General features: G+C 58.2%; 16 protein-coding genes. 4 read left to right on the top strand and 12 right to left on the bottom strand.

The window, feature by feature from the left end; translation table 11 throughout:
• Window positions 1-120: 120 nt before the first annotated feature.
• The gene (locus tag CL546_RS03700) at window positions 121-1,374 is read right to left on the bottom strand and encodes an NADH:flavin oxidoreductase/NADH oxidase family protein (protein WP_290493078.1); all 1,254 of its coding nucleotides are present in this window, start codon (window positions 1,372-1,374) and stop codon (window positions 121-123) included.
• 59 nt (window positions 1,375-1,433) lie between these two features.
• Between CL546_RS03700 and CL546_RS03695 the strand changes: the two genes are divergently transcribed.
• Both CL546_RS03695 and CL546_RS03690 read left to right on the top strand, forming a co-directional pair.
• Window positions 1,434-1,790 carry an ArsR/SmtB family transcription factor gene (locus CL546_RS03695; RefSeq protein WP_290493077.1) on the top strand — a complete coding sequence of 119 codons (357 nt, stop codon included), beginning with the start codon at window positions 1,434-1,436 and terminating at the stop codon, window positions 1,788-1,790.
• An 18-nt stretch (window positions 1,791-1,808) separates the two neighbouring features.
• Entirely contained in the window at window positions 1,809-2,243 is a 435-nt protein-coding gene (locus tag CL546_RS03690; protein WP_007148854.1) for a hypothetical protein, read from the top strand.
• Window positions 2,244-2,403: 160 nt separating this feature from the next.
• Here the strand turns inward: CL546_RS03690 and CL546_RS03685 are convergent, their stop codons facing one another.
• From CL546_RS03685 to CL546_RS03660, 6 genes are all read right to left on the bottom strand, one after another.
• Complete coding sequence (locus tag CL546_RS03685) at window positions 2,404-2,733, bottom strand: hypothetical protein (protein WP_290493076.1); 330 nt, start codon at window positions 2,731-2,733, stop codon at window positions 2,404-2,406.
• A 348-nt stretch (window positions 2,734-3,081) separates the two neighbouring features.
• Entirely contained in the window at window positions 3,082-4,287 is a 1,206-nt protein-coding gene (locus tag CL546_RS03680) for an acyl-CoA dehydrogenase family protein (RefSeq protein ID WP_290493075.1), read from the bottom strand.
• A 14-nt stretch (window positions 4,288-4,301) separates the two neighbouring features.
• Complete coding sequence (locus CL546_RS03675; RefSeq protein WP_290493074.1) at window positions 4,302-5,609, bottom strand: acyl-CoA dehydrogenase family protein; 1,308 nt, start codon at window positions 5,607-5,609, stop codon at window positions 4,302-4,304.
• Window positions 5,610-5,918: 309 nt separating this feature from the next.
• Window positions 5,919-8,267, bottom strand: coding sequence for a fatty acid cis/trans isomerase (locus CL546_RS03670; protein ID WP_290493073.1), 2,349 nt, complete (start codon window positions 8,265-8,267; stop codon window positions 5,919-5,921).
• Window positions 8,268-8,398: 131 nt separating this feature from the next.
• Window positions 8,399-8,851, bottom strand: a complete 453-nt coding sequence (locus CL546_RS03665) for a DUF3429 domain-containing protein (RefSeq protein WP_290493072.1) — start codon at window positions 8,849-8,851, stop codon at window positions 8,399-8,401.
• A 54-nt stretch (window positions 8,852-8,905) separates the two neighbouring features.
• On the bottom strand, window positions 8,906-9,409 hold the full coding sequence (locus CL546_RS03660; protein ID WP_290493071.1) for a DUF1643 domain-containing protein: 504 nt from the start codon (window positions 9,407-9,409) through the stop codon (window positions 8,906-8,908).
• Between the two features lie 61 nt (window positions 9,410-9,470).
• Between CL546_RS03660 and CL546_RS03655 the strand changes: the two genes are divergently transcribed.
• Window positions 9,471-10,187, top strand: a complete 717-nt coding sequence (locus tag CL546_RS03655; RefSeq protein WP_290493070.1) for a nitroreductase family protein — start codon at window positions 9,471-9,473, stop codon at window positions 10,185-10,187.
• Window positions 10,188-10,396: 209 nt separating this feature from the next.
• Here the strand turns inward: CL546_RS03655 and CL546_RS03650 are convergent, their stop codons facing one another.
• On the bottom strand, window positions 10,397-10,795 hold the full coding sequence (locus tag CL546_RS03650; RefSeq protein ID WP_290493069.1) for a hypothetical protein: 399 nt from the start codon (window positions 10,793-10,795) through the stop codon (window positions 10,397-10,399).
• Between the two features lie 331 nt (window positions 10,796-11,126).
• On the bottom strand, window positions 11,127-11,642 hold the full coding sequence (locus CL546_RS03645) for an Hsp20/alpha crystallin family protein (RefSeq protein ID WP_290493068.1): 516 nt from the start codon (window positions 11,640-11,642) through the stop codon (window positions 11,127-11,129).
• A gap of 254 nt (window positions 11,643-11,896) precedes the next feature.
• Between CL546_RS03645 and CL546_RS03640 the strand changes: the two genes are divergently transcribed.
• Window positions 11,897-12,112 (top strand): dodecin, encoded by a 216-nt coding sequence (locus CL546_RS03640; RefSeq protein ID WP_007149047.1) that lies wholly within the window; start codon window positions 11,897-11,899, stop codon window positions 12,110-12,112.
• A 152-nt stretch (window positions 12,113-12,264) separates the two neighbouring features.
• Here the strand turns inward: CL546_RS03640 and CL546_RS03635 are convergent, their stop codons facing one another.
• The 3 genes from CL546_RS03635 to CL546_RS03625 form a co-directional block, all read right to left on the bottom strand.
• Entirely contained in the window at window positions 12,265-13,920 is a 1,656-nt protein-coding gene (locus CL546_RS03635) for a DEAD/DEAH box helicase (protein WP_290493067.1), read from the bottom strand.
• Window positions 13,921-14,154: 234 nt separating this feature from the next.
• The gene (locus CL546_RS03630; protein WP_290493066.1) at window positions 14,155-14,967 is read right to left on the bottom strand and encodes a DUF4198 domain-containing protein; all 813 of its coding nucleotides are present in this window, start codon (window positions 14,965-14,967) and stop codon (window positions 14,155-14,157) included.
• A 25-nt stretch (window positions 14,968-14,992) separates the two neighbouring features.
• Window positions 14,993-15,484, bottom strand: coding sequence for a DUF2271 domain-containing protein (locus CL546_RS03625; protein ID WP_290493065.1), 492 nt, complete (start codon window positions 15,482-15,484; stop codon window positions 14,993-14,995).
• Window positions 15,485-15,501 lie beyond the last annotated feature (17 nt).

Raw genomic sequence — 15,501 nt, 5'->3', positions numbered from 1 at the left:
AATTATTTCGGGGCTATTTTTGTATCGGTGATCGTCAGAGGTCGTCACCATTTACTCGAAACTCGAAACTCGAAACTCGAAACTCGAAACTCGAAACTCGAAACTCGAAACTGTTGTCTGTCAGTTATTCGCCCGCAGACGACGGGTCTTGAAGCTGCCGACGCCCATGGTTGCGATAACCTTGAACAGGGCGAGCAGTACGCTTTCGTCCGGCTTTGGGTCTTTGCCTGTGCCCATACGATGCAGCTGGCGGGAGAACCAGGATACTTCCATCATGGCCATGTTATCGATGGTCTTGATACCGGTTTTGCGTGGGGTAACACGGCTGACAACGCCACTCTGACCCGCCAGGATAGCGTTGGGAAGATCCGGCTCAACAGCCAGGGGCCGGGCGATGCCGATAATGTCGGTGGCACCGCTGTCCACGGCTTGCGCCATGGCTTTGGCCGAGCGGAAGCCGCCGGTAACCATCAGCGGAATGGATACCCGCTTGCGGATTTCGTTGGCGTAATCCAGGAAGTAGGCTTCCCGGTTGGCGGTACTTTCCCGCACGCCCTTGGCGCCGGCCATGGCCGGGTTCTCGTAGTTACCACCGGAAATTTCCAGCAGATCGAGCCCTTCGTTGGCCAGTGTTTCGGCCACGGTCATGGATTCTTCTTCGCTAAAACCGCCCCGTTGGAAATCGGCGGAATTGAGTTTGATGCTGACAGGGTAATCATCGCCGACGGCCTGACGAATAGCCCGGTAAATTTCTAGCGGGAAACGCATGCGGTTTGCCAGTGAGCCCCCCCATTGATCGGTGCGGCGGTTGTGATGTCCGGAGAGAAACTGGCTGACCAGATAGCCGTGGGCACCATGAATTTGCACACCGCTGAAACCGGCTTTTTGACAGATGTGGGCGCTGGTGGCGAACCGCTGGATGATCTCCTGAATTTCCTCTTCGCTCAGCGCTCGGGGTGTCTTGAACGCGCTCTTCAGTTCCTTGCCAAAGGGCACGGCTGAAGGGGCAAGCGTGTCGCCGCTGGCCAGCATGCGGGGAATCTGTTTGCCGGGATGATTGAGCTGTACCCAGATCGCCCCGCCCCGGGACTTGCCCGCCTCTGCCCAGCGTTTCAGCAATGGCATGTCTCGCTCATCGTCCACTACCACGTTGTTCGGCTCGCCGGTGTGGCGTCGGTCGATCATGATATTCCCGGTAATCACCAGGCCGGTGCCGCCCTGGGCCCAGCGACCGTACAGGCGCTCCAGTTTCGGGGTTACATGGTTATCGATGGTGCCGAGTGCTTCGCTCATGGCCGATTTGCCGAAACGGTTGGGCAGGGTGACTCCGCAGGGCAGTGCCAGGCTCTGGCCGAGAATATCAGCGTGGTTCACAGTGTCTCCTCCGATGGCGACAATATAGTTTGATGAGAATCAAACTATAAGTTAGTTTTATGACCGTCAAACTATTTTCCCGGGAGGTGCCGGTTTTGGCACAGAAAGACACTGTGACGGCGGAGCAACTTGCTGCAGCCTTTCGAGCGCTGTCCAACCCCAACCGATTGCGCATATACCAGGTGATTGTGGATCACTGTCGCCAGCATGGTCAGGCGGATCTGTCGAAGGTGCCTGCCGGCTGTGCGTTTGGGGACTTTATGCAGCGGCTCAATATTGGCGCACCGACAGTGTCTCACCATGTTCGAGAGCTGTCGGAGGCCGGGCTGATTCGTGTGGAGCGTGAAGGGCGCCGCCGGTTCTGCCATGCGGAGCCAATGATGCAGGAACGATTGGCACACTTTTTTGAAATGTGATAAATACAGGGGCAGGGAATGACAGCGGATCAATGGGCGCTTTGGGGTTGTGGCATTTTTTTTCTCGTCGGCTTGCTGACCGGGGCCTGGAAGTATGTGCAGGTGGCCAACAGTGAGAAAGCCCGGGCGCATTACTATGTGGATATCGCCCACCGTGCCAGCTTGATGTATGCCTTTGCATGCCTGGTGCTGGAGCGCTTTGCCTTGCTCAGCGTTTGGGAAGATTGGGTGAACACCCTGGCGGTACTGGCCTGTCTGATTTTCTTCGCACTGGCCATCGGCAGCTATATTCTGCACGGCATGCTTAAAGATACCCGCAACCAACTGCAAAAGCCTCACAGCATGGGCACGGCCACGGTACCGCAGGCGGCCATGACGGTGTTTATGCTCGCGCTAATCGCGGCGGAAGTGGGCGGTTTTGCCGTGTTGTTTGCGGGCTTTGTGATGAGATGAGAGGGAGCTACGAGCCTGGATAAGGACGTGAGAAAAGTCCCCAGAGTTTTCCTTTTCAACGTTTCACTTTGAACTGAACCCCGCGGGCATGGCGGTTACCGTGTGTCACCGTACCCGGCCCGCGTTGCAGCTTGAAGCGTGTCGCGTGTCGCGTCTCTTATCAAGTGCAATAACGTCCGTACTGGCTAAGCGCCTTGCTGCTGTGCGGATCCACGGTATCGACCCAGACCTGCATGGAATCCTTGTTGCGGTTGTTTTGCAGGTTACTGAAATCGCCAGCGGTGAATTCACCGAGCAAGGTGTCGCCTTCCTGGGGCGTGATGCCATCCAGCTGCTTGACCAGCACCATGCCCTTGCTGGAGTTGAGCAGCATGTAGTCACAGCTCTGGCTGATAATCACTGTGGCTTGCTGGTTGGCATGGGCAGCGTTGCCCAACATCATGAGTCCCGCCAGAGCGGCCCCCATCATGGTGTATTTGAATGCAGACATGTGGCTCCCTTCTTTTTTATTGTCCCGCTCCACCTTCTACCTTTCACTTTACTGCCCCGCCGCGGGTGAACCTGTTGTCTAATCGCGGTAAAGCTGTAACCCGGTGTAGCGTTTTTATTGCGTTCCATCTTGTTTCGATACTGGCACACATGATGGCAGGGCAACATCATCGTTATGTCTCTTTGTGCAGTAGGGAATAAGGCTGAGATATTGAGGCTATGTAGGGAGAATTGGCTTGAACAGCGTCTTCGGTATGGGGCGGTCTTTGTGTGCTGCCAGCGATGAAAAAAGCCGCTTCTGACCAGTCAGAAACGGCTTCATTCATTCGTTGGCAAAACGTCCGGAACGTTACTTCAACTCTTTGGAGCTCAGCCCCAACACACGCCGGGCGATCACCAGCTGCTGGATTTGCTGGGTGCCTTCGAAGATATCCAGAATCTTCGAATCACGGGCCCATTTTTCCAGTAACTCGTCTTCGGTGTAGCCCAGGCTGCCGGCCAGTTCCACACAACGCAGGGTGATGTAATTGCCCACCCGGCCGGCCTTGGCCTTGGAGATGGACGCTTCCAGGGTGTTGGCTTTCTTGTTGTCGGCCATCCAGGCGGCTTTCACTGCCAGCCAGTAGGCGGCTTCCCAGTCAGCTTCCATCTTGTAGATTTCGGCTTCTACCGCAGAGCAGTTATCCACGGGTTTGCCGTAGTCATAGGTGATGCTGTCTTTGAGCAGTTCCTTGATGCGCTCCAGGGAGGCCTTGGCACAACCGATGGCCATGGCGGCCACCAGGGGGCGGGTGTTGTCGAAGGTTTCCATGACACCGGCGAAACCTTTCTTGGTGTCGATTTCCGGGCTGCCCAGCAGGTTTTCTGCCGGTACCCGGCAGTCCATGAAGTTGATGGCAGCGGTGTCGGAGGCACGGATACCCAGTTTCTTCTCCAACCGGGCCAGTTCCATGCCTGGGGTGCCCCAATCTACCACGAAGGATTTGATGGCAGCGCGACCCAGCTTCGGATCCAGGCTGGCCCAGACCACCACGCAGTCGGCCCGTTCGCCGGAGGTCACGAAGATCTTCTCGCCATTGAGGATGTAGTGATCGCCGTCCTGTTTTGCGGTGGTGCGGATGGCAGCGGAGTCGGAGCCACAGCCCGGCTCGGTAATGGCCATGGCGGCCCATTTGCCCTTGAAACGTTCCAGCTGTTCGTCGTTGGCGACAGCAGCAATGGCAGCGTTGCCCAGGCCCTGGCGGGGCATGGCGAGCAGGAAGCCGGTGTCGCCGTAGCACATTTCCATGGCGCCCAGGCAGACGCCCATGTTGGCACCATTTTTCACGCTGCCGTCGTCCTGCACCTTGCCGCTGCCGGTGGTGGCGGCGCCGGCGGAGTTGGCCGGGTCGCCTTCGTTGAAGCCATCCAGTACCGAGGCGAGCATATCCAGCTCTTTCGGGTATTCGTGCTCACCACGGTCGTATTTACGCGACAGCGGGCGAAGGGTGCTTTGGGCTACCTGATAGGCGTTGTTGATCAGGGGTTTGAACTTCTTGGGAATCTCGATATTCATGGTTGTCTCCCTCCTTACAGGTGCAGGCCGCCGAAGGCGACCCCCACAGCACGCAGATCCCGATACCAGCGTTCCACCGGGTACTCTTTGGTAAAGCCATGGCCGCCGAGCAGCTGCACGCCGTCGGTGCCGATTTTCATGGCTTTATCCTTGACCAGGGTGCGGGCCAGGTGCGCTTCACGCTGGAAGCTCTTGCCCTGTTCGGCACGGCTGGCGGCGCGGTAGGTGAGCATGCGCATGGCATCAAGCTCGATGGCCATGTCGGCAATCATGAACGCTACGGACTGGCGGTGGCTGATGGGTTCACCAAAGGCGGTGCGCTCGTTGCAGTAAGGGCCAACGTAGTCGAGCACGGCCTGGCTGGTGCCAATGGCCATGGCACACCAGGCGAGGGTGCCCAGGTCCACAAACGCGCGATAATCAAAATCGTCATTACCCAGGCGGTTGTCCGCCGGGATGCGTACGTTATCCAGTTTCAACGGGCGTTGACCGCTGGCGCGGATGCCCATCGAAGGATCTTCACCGGCACTGAGGCCGTCGGTGCCGCCTTCCACAATAAACACCGCCGGCCCGCTATCGGTTTGTGCGGCAACAAGGAAAATTTCCGCTTCGGCCGCCAGTGGCACCAGGGATTTTTCCCCGTTGAGGACGTAATCGCTACCGTCCTTGCGGGCGGTGGTAGTCAGCGCCATGGGGTCGAACAGCGGGCGCGGTTCGCACACTGCAATGGCGGCTTTAGGTGGATTCTCTTCGGCGAAGCTGCTCAGGTATTTGTCCTGCTGCTGAGCGGTGCCCCACTGGGTGAGGGCATTGGCGACGCCCATGGGGGCGAGAATCGCGACGGCCTGACCCATGTCTCCACGGGCCAGATCTTCTGCCAGCAGCATGCTGGTAACGGTGGATTTCTCGGTGGCAGCCCCGCCCAGGGATTCCGGTACCGCGAAGAAATTCAGTCCCAGTTCCAATGCCTGGGCAATCACGTCTTCGCTGGTCTGCTGTGCGGCGTCTGCGTGCTCGGCCTGTTCGCGTAACACGTTTGTGGCAAAGCCTTGCACGCTGTCGCGGATCATTTGTTGTTCGTCGGTGATCCCCAGGTCGAACAGGTCGCGGGTATGGCCCGGGGCGGTAAGGCGCTCGGGTTTGTTGCCTGCGTTACCGGACTTGAATGCACGGGCGGTGGTGGTCAGTACCTGGAAGCCGCCTTTGGTCAGGCTGTAGGCAAGCCGCTCAACGCTTTTACGCATGCCCATCTTGTCGAGCATCTCCGAGCTGGCCAGGCGGTTAAGCGCGGTCAGCGCATAACCCACTGCATCTTTCGCCATGATGGAACCTCATTGTTATGTCTATGGATTGCATTCGATTATGGAGCGGTGAGCGACGGTCACATTGACCAGTGTGACTGACAGGTCGGGCATAGTAGCAACCGGGCTGGCGCCACAGACCTAGTCATTGGCGGACTTAGAGCGTATGGGAGGTTTATCGCGCCGCCAGCGGCGTTTCTGCGGTAAAAGGGCGGTGGGAGCTTCTTGATGTTCCTTGCAACTTTCCACGTTGAACTTTCAACCAGACATCGCGGGCAGGGTGGTTGCGCCATGGCACCCATCCCTCCCGCGTTACTTGCTGTTAATCCTTTAAAGGTTTTCGTATCGGTTCATATCGAGAATGCCGGCCTGGGTTGGCTCGTGCTCTTCCAGATACTGATCCAGCGCGTGGAAATACTGCCAGAATTCCGGGTGAGTACGGCGGATGCCGTAGGCGTCGACCAGCTTGGTAAAGTCTTCTTCGGTTTTCACGGCGTCCATCTGCGAGACGAACGCCTGGAGCTGGTCATCCTGCACCAGGAACATGAAGTTGGGATAGCTCGCCATGACGCCGGGGTACAGGGTCAGTGTATCCAGTGGCGGTTGGTAGCGCAGTGACTCGCCCATCATGAACGCCACGTTGCTATGGGCCCGGTTGCGGAACAGGGAGTAGATTTCCTGCTCTCCCTGGCTGCCACGCACATGCACCATGCTGACTTCCGGCATAAAATTCACCGCGGGCAGGTTGGCGGCACGCCTTGAAGAAATGGCACTAAGAACCTGGTCAGCATGCTGTTTCCAGGTGGACACGTTGCGGCGTTGGCATGCGTCTGCGTCGCAGCGGTTGATCGGGTCCGGGCGGGCATTCACGTTGGCCAGGCGAACCAGCAGCTTGTCGTTGAATTCGTTCATCGGGCTGCTGGTTTCGTAGTCAATATTGGTGGGCAGCTCGGTATCCACGGAGGCGTAGCTGATTGCCAGGCGCAGTTTGCCGGTGTTCTGATACCAGTTAGCCAACACGGTTTTGCGCAGCTCGGCAGGGAGATAGCGGAGCGTGTTTTGCTCAGCGCCGTTGCGGATCAGGTCAAAATAGAGACGTGTCTGCGCTTGATGGGATACAGAGCCGAATACATTGAAATTCACCACCAGGTTGTAATAACTGCGCTCGAGCAGCGGGTAGTCCATCACCCAGGTGGTCAGGGGCAGGTCACCAATCAAGCCTTTGCGTACCGAGGCGTTATCGTGGTGCCGGAAAATGGTCAGAAGCGCATTGCGATTACTGCCGTCGCCATGCCATAGCGATTCCCAGCCTGGCCCTTGTGGCTCGTGGGTGCCGTAAGCCTGCTTGCGGGCGTTCAGGTAGTCGTTGCGTTTGTCGCTGTATTTGAGCCATTCCGGGCCAAGCGCCAACAGGTCATCATCCTGGCCGGGCAAGGCGAGCAGGTCGTTGACCTGGGCGCGGTAATTTTCATCGGTGATGTAGATATCCTGATCCGGGTTCTGGAACACGGCCCAGAAATGGTCACGGATTACGTCGGTGGCGATTTGCCCGCGACAAACCGGGCCGCGGATAAAGGTGCGAATGAAATATTCGGCTTCATCCAGCATAAACTGATAGCGAGCGCGGGCAGGAATATCCGCAAAGGTGACGAAAGGATTGGCGCGCTGTTCATAACCGTAACCGGGCAGTTCCTTGACCTCCCAGTCGGTGCTGAAAAACTGCGTTTTTGTGCGGGCCAGTTTGCTTTCGTTCAGACCAAAGGTGATGTGGGTCTTGTGGACAAGCGTGCCGCGAACCGGAGCGATCCGATACCAGAAGTTCTCCGGGGGCATTTGGTTGGGGCGATCGGTGGCAACCTGTTTGATTGGCTCCCCAGGGGGCGTGCTGGAGCGATGAAGCTGGAAAAAATGGGCAGGTTTGCTGTCGTCGCCTTTATCCAGATACAGATGTGCCAGGAACAGGTGCTCGTATAACCAGCGAGCTACCAGCTGGTGTTTCGGATCACTCTGGTTCAGGAAGGCTTCCCAGTCGTCGATCAGCTGCTGTTCTTCTGCAGTGGGTGTGATCACTTCCGGTTTAAAGCTGGCGCCTTGTTCCAACCAACGGCTGATGGTGGCGAATTCGTCGTCGGTCAAGCCGGCCACGGCCAGTGGCATGCCTTCCATAGGATGATCGTCAGCATAATCCTCGAATTCATCCGGGGCAGGGCATTCATTCTGTCGGCTCAGCCCCAGGGCAATATCTTCGGGCAGCTTTTCATTGGGGTTGAAGGTGTGCCGCTTGCCCAGGTTAAGCATTTGATACAGCAGTGAGGCTTGCATGCCAGAGGTGCTGTCGATGACGGAATAGAAACCTTTGTCACGCCATTGCGCGGTGGTCTGGGCATCCTGGAAAAGCCGGGTGGGGTCCACGGTGTGTTTGCGACCACCGTTGTAGACCTTTTGTTTGCTGGCACCGCGATCCAGTCCTTCTACGGCTTCGAGTTTCAGTTGGCAGGGGGCATCGTAACAGCCGTGACAGGCCAGGCATTTGTTCTCAAAAATGGGCCGGATGTCGTCGTGATAATTGGGCGATTGGCTGGAAGCAGTGGGGCTGATAGCGGGGGCGGCCTGGGCCGAAAACGAGAACAACATCAATCCAAGTGTCAATGTAATGCGCTGCAGCCAGTGCTGTTTCATATGCCCGAATCTCCCTGTGACGAGCACACAGTGTAGCGGGGGCTGACTGGTCGGGCCACGGTTACGCCGCCTTGAATGCCTGCTGCTTTGTAAAAAAAGGAAAGCCGTTTCGGTGACTGGCAGTCAGCCGCTCACAGCATCCAGAACATGGTGGCGGCCCAGCCAATCAATACGGCAATGACTGCCGCGGCGGTGAGCTGGTGCCGCAAGTGCCGGTACCAGGTGGGCAAGGTGTCGTTGAACACCATCTGTTCTGTGCCCCACACATACATGAGCCCGGCGGCGAGCATGGGCAGGGCCAGTTCCAGGGGGAGTAGCAGGGCAAACCATCCCAGCAGGGCAGGCATCAAGCCAAACAGCAGGGTGGGGTACTGGTTGCTGTCGGCCATTTTGTCCAGAGCGCGGCCCCAGTGAATGGCGCCGAGGAAGGTGATGACGATGGCGGCGTAGGTGGCGAGGGCATTCAGGGCCCAGTTACCCGTCTCGGCAACCCAGGCCAGGCCGGCCAGCCCATAGAAGGGAATCAGACCTGCATAGGACAGCCCTTTGGCACGACGGATATTCTTTTCCAGACGTGTGCTCACAATGTTAATCCCGACGGGTACTTTGTGCCTATTATTGCTTGTTTAAGGTGAAGGTCAGGACAAGGCGGGGTAGCCATCCCAAGGCTGGGCCGTGAGATGCTTGGGAAGATACAGTGGATGTGCCGGTTCCCCGGAGCTGTTCAGGCGAATGCAGTGCATTGCCGGTAATTGTGGCACCACTTGCAGGGCGCGGTCGTTGAAGCGGCCATGGTTGCCCCAGGCGGCGACGACCAGGTCTGCTTGTCGTGCAAGCCGGCGTAGCCACGGGTCATTCTTTGGCCCCACCGGGTCGGCGGCGGCGAACAGGTCTTGCGGATAGGTGGCCCGGTAGGCAAACAGGTTGGCCACGCAGAGGCCGGAGTAACCCCAGTCGCGCGCAAAACCCATGCAGCGCCGTATGGTGGGGTCGTCTTGGCGATGATCGGCGGTGGAGGGGTTGAGGCCGATCAGCAGCATGAAGTCATCACCGTCACCCCACTGGCGCCACAGGGCATAGCGATACTGGCGACAGCGAGAAAAGTTGGCGCGACGTTGCAGGTTATCGGTGGTCTTGGTCATGGCTGCGCATTGTAAGTCTCTGGCACAGTAAACGCTAAGCAGACCACAACAGGTTGAGGGTATGGAATTTCAGGATGTGATGGCCCAGCGCCACAGTGTGCGGGCGTTTACCGATCAGCCAGTGAGCGATGCACTGTTGAATCAATTGCTGGAGCGTGCCAGCGGAGCGCCCAGTTGGTCCAACACGCAGCCCTACCAGATCGCGGTGGCCCGCGGTGAGGTACTGGAAAGTCTGCGCCGTGAATTGCCGGAACGGTTTGATCAACTGATGGCGCTTCAGCGGGCGCCCATGGTGAAAAAACTCAAGGCGCTGGTGACGAAAAAAGGGATGCCGGATGGCGATTATCGTCCGGTGGTGAAATACCCGGAGGACCTGCAGCCGCGACGTGTCGCCACCGGTCACGGTTTGTACCAGTTGCTGGGCATCGGGCGGGAAGACAAACAAGCCCGCCACGAGCAGATGGCGGCGAATTTCCGTTTCTTTGACGCGCCGGTGGCGCTGTTTATCTTCGTGCACGAAGGGCTGGGTATTTACAGCGCACTGGATGCGGGGATTTTTTTGCAGAGCCTGATGTTGGCTGCAACGGATGAAGGGCTGGGTTCCTGTGCCCAGGGCGCGCTGGCGCTGTGGCGTTCGCCGCTGGAGAAACACTTTCAGTTACCCGGGCAATACAAGCTGTTGTGCGGGTTGTCGCTGGGCTATGAAGCACAGGAAACCATCAACCAGTTCCGCCCAGACCGCCAGCCGCTGGAGAGTTTGCTGATTCCGGAAAAATAGTCTGGATGCCTGATGCCAAAAGCCTGACGGTTGACGTTTGAAATCCAAGTATAAAAATGGCGGCCACGTCCTGAAAATGTGTTGGTAAGGCAGCTCAGGTGTGGTGGCTGGTTTGGGGTTGTCGGGTATCAGGCTTTTGGCGTCCTGCTCTTTGTTATAAGGGCATTTTTCCCTGCAAGCCTATGGCAAGCGCAGTGCCGTAAACCCACTTACTGCTGTGTAAAAACGCGCAGGATGGGAAAACGGTGGTACCCGAAGAAAACCATCTTGCGCTGTTGCTCTGCGGCGGCGAAAGAGCCTTCCAGATTGCTGGCGTGGCGGCGGTCGCCGTTGGCGAATTCCGCTACCAGATAGTCGTCACGCAGAATACGTTGGCCGCCGGCATCGTTTCGCAAGGACACCAGTGCCCATCGTTCTCCGCTGTCACTGCTCAGGCTGTTGGCGTCCAGCAGGATAAAGCTGCTGCTGTCCGGTTCTAGCGGGTTATCCCGATCAAAGTCGGCATTGTCGGTAATCGACAATGGCGTATCAAAACGCAGAACGGCGCTGTTCTCAGCAAGAAGGGGCGCTGTGGCGCCCAGCGCCATGGCGTAGACAGCGCCGGCCACAAGGTAATGACGTTGCCGCGTGTGTGTGGTTTTGCTGCACCTGCTTCTGGGTGCGAATAAGCAGAGACGCATCTCAGGAACCTCCGTGGACTGCTGGTACAGATTCCGATTACCCGTGTTGTTCGGTGATTATGCCGTGAAGCCCCGGCAATGAGGCTGAATCCATGGGCTGAGTATGTTTCCGGTGCGTGCCGGGCGACCTTCAACATTGTCGACGATCACTCCGGTCACGGCCCCGCGAACAGGTATGGAGCGCGGGGCGTGACGTCCATAGAGAAACACGGTTCTTCGCGTTGTTGCCTGAAACGTGCAGCCTGTTGCGTCTCCTCAATCAATGAATCTCGATCCGCCGGCTGCCTTGATGATGGTGCTCGTGGCGAGGGATGCTGAGTGACAGTACTCCGTTGTGAAAAACGGCATTCATCTGCTCGGCATCCGCATCGGCCGGCAATGTCAGCATGCGCTGGAAGGGCCCGAAACGGCGCTCACTATAATGGTAGCCGTCGCGGTCATTTTCCTGGATGGGGGTTTTGCTGCCGCTGATCAGCAACATGTTGTTGTCCAGCGTGACATCCAGGTCGGATTTCTCCACGCCGGGTAATTCCGCGGTAATCAGGTAGTGGTCGTCGCGCTCCAGAATATCCAGATTGGGGCGCAAGGGCGCGTTCGGTTGGGCATGTGGCGCCGGGGTAGTCCAGGCCATGTCGCCGAGCATCTGTTCGAACCAGTTGTCGAATTCGCGTTCCCAGCGTAGCAGAGGGTGGCCGGGGTGCCGTTGTGGCAGCGGCCGCTCGCGGTTGCCTTCCTGACGAAGCCAGTTCCAGGGTGTCATTTTATGCATATCCATCGCGTGTCCTCCTGAAGGGGTTGGAATAAACGGTTGGACAATGACCAAGTGCTTCACTTTCTGTTGTGAGGGAAATGCTGACAGCTTTCAATGCGTAATTGTGGACTTTTTGATCGATTGGGCAAAAGTGCTCCCTTGTAATCGGCCAGGTTCGGTGTCACAGATAGAAAGAGATGGATGAGTGCAGACGATTCGCCAACGAGCGAGTCTCGTGCTCAAACACCATGGAACATGTACCGAAAAGGAGAGCAGTCATGTCTGACCATCATGTCTACAAGAAGGTTGAGTTAGTCGGGTCTTCTCGCACCACCATTGAAGACGCCATTGAGAATGCGCTGGTTACCGCCAGTGAAAGCCTGGAGCTGATGGACTGGTTTGAGGTGACAGAAACCCGCGGCCATATCGAGAATGGCAAGGTGGGGCATTATCAGGTGACGTTGAAGGTAGGTTTCAGAATTTCCGGCTCGTGAAATTGGACGCCGGACGCTAGAAGCTAGAAGCCACAAAAAAACCGCACCCTTTCGGGCGCGGTTTTTTTGTAGAGAACCCGGCGCGGAGCTGGGCCTCTCAATCACGAATTAACGACATCCGTGTTGCAGCATGAAGCGTGCTGCGTCTCTTCTTACACCATTTCCAGATCCAGAGCCTGCTGGCAGACCCGCGCGGTGCGGATCACATGCAGCTGTTTGGGCGACAGGTCTTCCGGCAGTTCTACGGTGCTGTGGTCCTGGTGGATCTTGATCGGACCGATCAGGCGGCTGGGCAGTTTGGCTTCGTTGGCGATGGCACCAACGATGTTGCCCGGTTTCACGCCGTGCTCGTGGCCGACCTTGATCCGGTAGCGACGCATGGCCTTGTCACTGCGGCCTTTGTCGCCCCGGTTACGCGGGTTGCGGTCTTCTCGACGGCCGCCCACATGGGCGGATTCGCGACGGCGCGGCTCTTTCACCATTTTCGGTTCTTTCAGGATCAGCGGCTCACGCTTGAACATCATGGTGGCCAGAGCGGCGGCCATGTCGTTGTCGCTGATGTCCATGGCGTCACGCAGCTGGTTAACCAGCGCGCGAGCTTCATCAACATTGGCTCCAGAGGTGAACCCGGCCAGCTGCTCCTGGAAGCGGGCAATGCGCTTGGCATTCAGGTCATCCACAGATGGCAGCGCCATCTTTTCGATGCTCTGGCGGGTAATGCGCTCGATCTGACGCAGCACGTGTTGCTCACGGCGAGCCACGAACAGGATGGCGTCACCCTGGCGGCCGGCACGGCCGGTACGACCAATACGGTGCACGTAGGCTTCCGGATCGCCGGGCATGTCGTAGTTCACCACGTGGGTGATGCGCGGTACGTCCAGACCACGCGCAACCACGTCGGTGGCGATGAGCAGGTCGAAACGCTTGTCTTTCAGACGCTGTACGGTTTTTTCCCGTTGTTGCTGGGGGATGTCGCCGTTCAGAGCTTCGGCGCGCAAACCGCGACGGTTCAGTTGCTCGGTGAGCTCCAGGGTCGCCTGTTTGGTACGCACGAACACCAGCACCGCATCGTGCTCTTCGGCTTCCAGAATGCGGCACACGGCGTCCAGTTTGTTCAGCCCGGCTACCGGCCAGTAGCGCTGGCGGATGGTGGTGCCGGTGGTGGCGCCGCCATTGTCGATGCGAACCAGTTTGGGTTGCTTGAGGTGTTGGTCGGCAACCTTGCGAATAACCGGCGGCATGGTGGCGGAGAACAGCGCCAGCTGACAGTCATCGGGGGTACGTTCGAGTACCCATTTCACATCGTCGATGAAGCCCATGCGGAGCATTTCATCGGCTTCATCCAGCACCAGGGCTTTCAGATTATTCAGTTTCATGGAGCCGCGTTCCATGTGATCCATGACGCGACCGGGGGTGCCGACAATCACCTGGGCGCCACCGCGCAGGCCTTTCAGCTGGGTGCGGTATTCTCCGCCGCCGTAAATGGGCAGAACCTGCAACCCTTTGATGTCTTTGGCAAATTCTTCACATGCAGTGGCGACCTGGATAGCCAGCTCGCGGGTTGGGGCCAGAATCAGCATCTGCGGTTCACGCAGAGTCGGATCCAGGCGGGCCAGAAGGGGCAATGCAAACGCAGCCGTTTTACCTGTGCCGGTTTGTGCCTGGCCCAGAAGATCGTGTCCATCCAGCAACAGCGGGATGGCTTGCGCCTGAATCGGCGAAGGCTGCTCGAAGCCCTGACGGGCGATCGCAGTGAGCAGAACCTCGGGCAGGCCTAAAGAGGCGAACCCGGAACGGGAATCTGACATGTAGTACCTATGGATTAGGGGGAGGGGCCGAGCGGGGTCGGCGAGGGCGCGGAGTATACGCAGGTAATGCGCAAATTGCACGTTTTTTCGCCAATCAGCAGGGTGGGATGAAAGTGGAGAGGCCGGGTGGCCAAGAAGGCGCAAGCACGGAAAATGTGCAGGATAAAGGGGGAAGATGTACGGAACTGGCGGCCTGAAGAGTGGCCTCGCCCGGTTGGGCGAGGCCAGGCTCGCTTACATGGGCAATACTTCAACGGTGCCCAGATACTGCAGGTAACGCTCAGCGGCTTTGGGGTTGCTGACATTCTTGTCGCCGGTGCCCGCTTCCAGGAAGTAACGGCCAGCGGCGGGCCACTGGATATTGACGATGCCCTTGTCATCGCTGGTGACGGACCAGTCTTGCTGGCTGTCACGGTAGCGGGTGCCGCCGGGAACTAGTTCCACCTTGATGCCGGCAGCCGGTTTGCCGTCCAGTAGCAGTTTCCACTGGGCGGTTTCGCCAGCGTAGAGGTCATTGGGGTGGGTCAGCAGTTCCAGCTCCAGGCCTTTGCCGGTGGGTTTCAGGCCGGTTTTGTTGGGCGCCCCCAGGGTGGCATAGGTTTCCAGACGGTTGAGCACTTCCAGCAGTTTGATGTCAGTGGCGTCTTTGGGCAGTTCTGCCAGCAGCTTGTCCGCGTCTTTCCCTCGGCTGCGCTGACGTTCGCCATCCACTTTATAGGACACGAAATAGCCGGGCTGGGCCACGCTGATCCGGTAGCTGCCTTCCTGTTCCAGCTGTACGTCAAACACGCTGCGGGTGTGCATTTTGGTGGCATTGTCCACGGTGGCAGGTTTGCCGTCGGGGCCGGTGACTTGCAGGCCATCGATGGGGTAGGCCCGCTCGAAACCAAAGATTTCATTAGAGATGCTGGCATCCACGGTAATCCACTGGGGCTCGGACACGGTGGTATGGCTGGGCAGTAGCCACAGCTTGTGGGCCTGGGCGGGCAGGGCGCTAGCCAGTACCAGGGCGGCCAGTGCAGCTTGATGGAAACGGACTCGGATCATGATGATGCTCCTTGAGTGGTCGGTGTTATTGAGAGACGGTCAGGGTCACGGTGCCCAGTTCGTCGGTGCCTTTAACCTGTTGTTGCTGCGGTGTTTTTTCGGCTGGCCATCGGAAGGGCAGTTTCACTACTTCGCGGCCCCCCACTTCCCGGGCGGCTTCCACTACCAGGGTGTATTCACCAGCGGGTAGCGATTGCAGGGCGTCCAATGTGCTGAAATCCACTGTGTGCGTGCCGGGTGAACGGGTGGCGCCAGTGAGGCCGTCATAGGGAGCGGACTGGCTGCGACCGGTGCGACGCCACCACTGGCGGATATCCTTTAGCCATTTTTCCTGGTCGTCGTACCACAGGCCGAGAGGCTCCAGGGTGCTGCGATCGGCGTTTTCCACCCAGAAGGCCACATAGGGGGCGTGGTATTCGGCCACGCGCTTGCGCGGCACTTCCACGTCCACCGAAAAGGTATCGGCGAGGGCCTGGCTGGTTAGCAGGGGGAGCAGAGCAAGGTGATGCAAGCGCATGGGAATGTCCTTTCTTG

It is taken from the genome of Alcanivorax sp. (genome assembly GCF_002726155.1).
In the GTDB taxonomy this organism is placed as follows: domain Bacteria; phylum Pseudomonadota; class Gammaproteobacteria; order Pseudomonadales; family Alcanivoracaceae; genus Alcanivorax.
The sequence above is the reverse complement of the archived record's forward strand: the minus strand, read 5'-3'. Positions and strand labels throughout refer to the sequence as shown.

Bases quoted from the DNA above. Each gene is read 5' to 3' on its own strand.
- CL546_RS03695 (WP_290493077.1), top strand. From the start codon at position 1,434: ATGACCGTCAAACTATTTTCCCGGGAGGTGCCGGTTTTGGCACAGAAA.
- CL546_RS03690 (WP_007148854.1), top strand. From the start codon at position 1,809: ATGACAGCGGATCAATGGGCGCTTTGGGGTTGTGGCATTTTTTTTCTC.
- CL546_RS03685 (WP_290493076.1), bottom strand. From the start codon at position 2,733: ATGTCTGCATTCAAATACACCATGATGGGGGCCGCTCTGGCGGGACTC.
- CL546_RS03680 (WP_290493075.1), bottom strand. From the start codon at position 4,287: ATGAATATCGAGATTCCCAAGAAGTTCAAACCCCTGATCAACAACGCC.
- CL546_RS03675 (WP_290493074.1), bottom strand. From the start codon at position 5,609: ATGGCGAAAGATGCAGTGGGTTATGCGCTGACCGCGCTTAACCGCCTG.
- CL546_RS03670 (WP_290493073.1), bottom strand. From the start codon at position 8,267: ATGAAACAGCACTGGCTGCAGCGCATTACATTGACACTTGGATTGATG.
- CL546_RS03660 (WP_290493071.1), bottom strand. From the start codon at position 9,409: ATGACCAAGACCACCGATAACCTGCAACGTCGCGCCAACTTTTCTCGC.
- CL546_RS03655 (WP_290493070.1), top strand. From the start codon at position 9,471: ATGGAATTTCAGGATGTGATGGCCCAGCGCCACAGTGTGCGGGCGTTT.
- CL546_RS03645 (WP_290493068.1), bottom strand. From the start codon at position 11,642: ATGGATATGCATAAAATGACACCCTGGAACTGGCTTCGTCAGGAAGGC.
- CL546_RS03640 (WP_007149047.1), top strand. From the start codon at position 11,897: ATGTCTGACCATCATGTCTACAAGAAGGTTGAGTTAGTCGGGTCTTCT.
- CL546_RS03635 (WP_290493067.1), bottom strand. From the start codon at position 13,920: ATGTCAGATTCCCGTTCCGGGTTCGCCTCTTTAGGCCTGCCCGAGGTT.
- CL546_RS03630 (WP_290493066.1), bottom strand. From the start codon at position 14,967: ATGATCCGAGTCCGTTTCCATCAAGCTGCACTGGCCGCCCTGGTACTG.
- CL546_RS03625 (WP_290493065.1), bottom strand. From the start codon at position 15,484: ATGCGCTTGCATCACCTTGCTCTGCTCCCCCTGCTAACCAGCCAGGCC.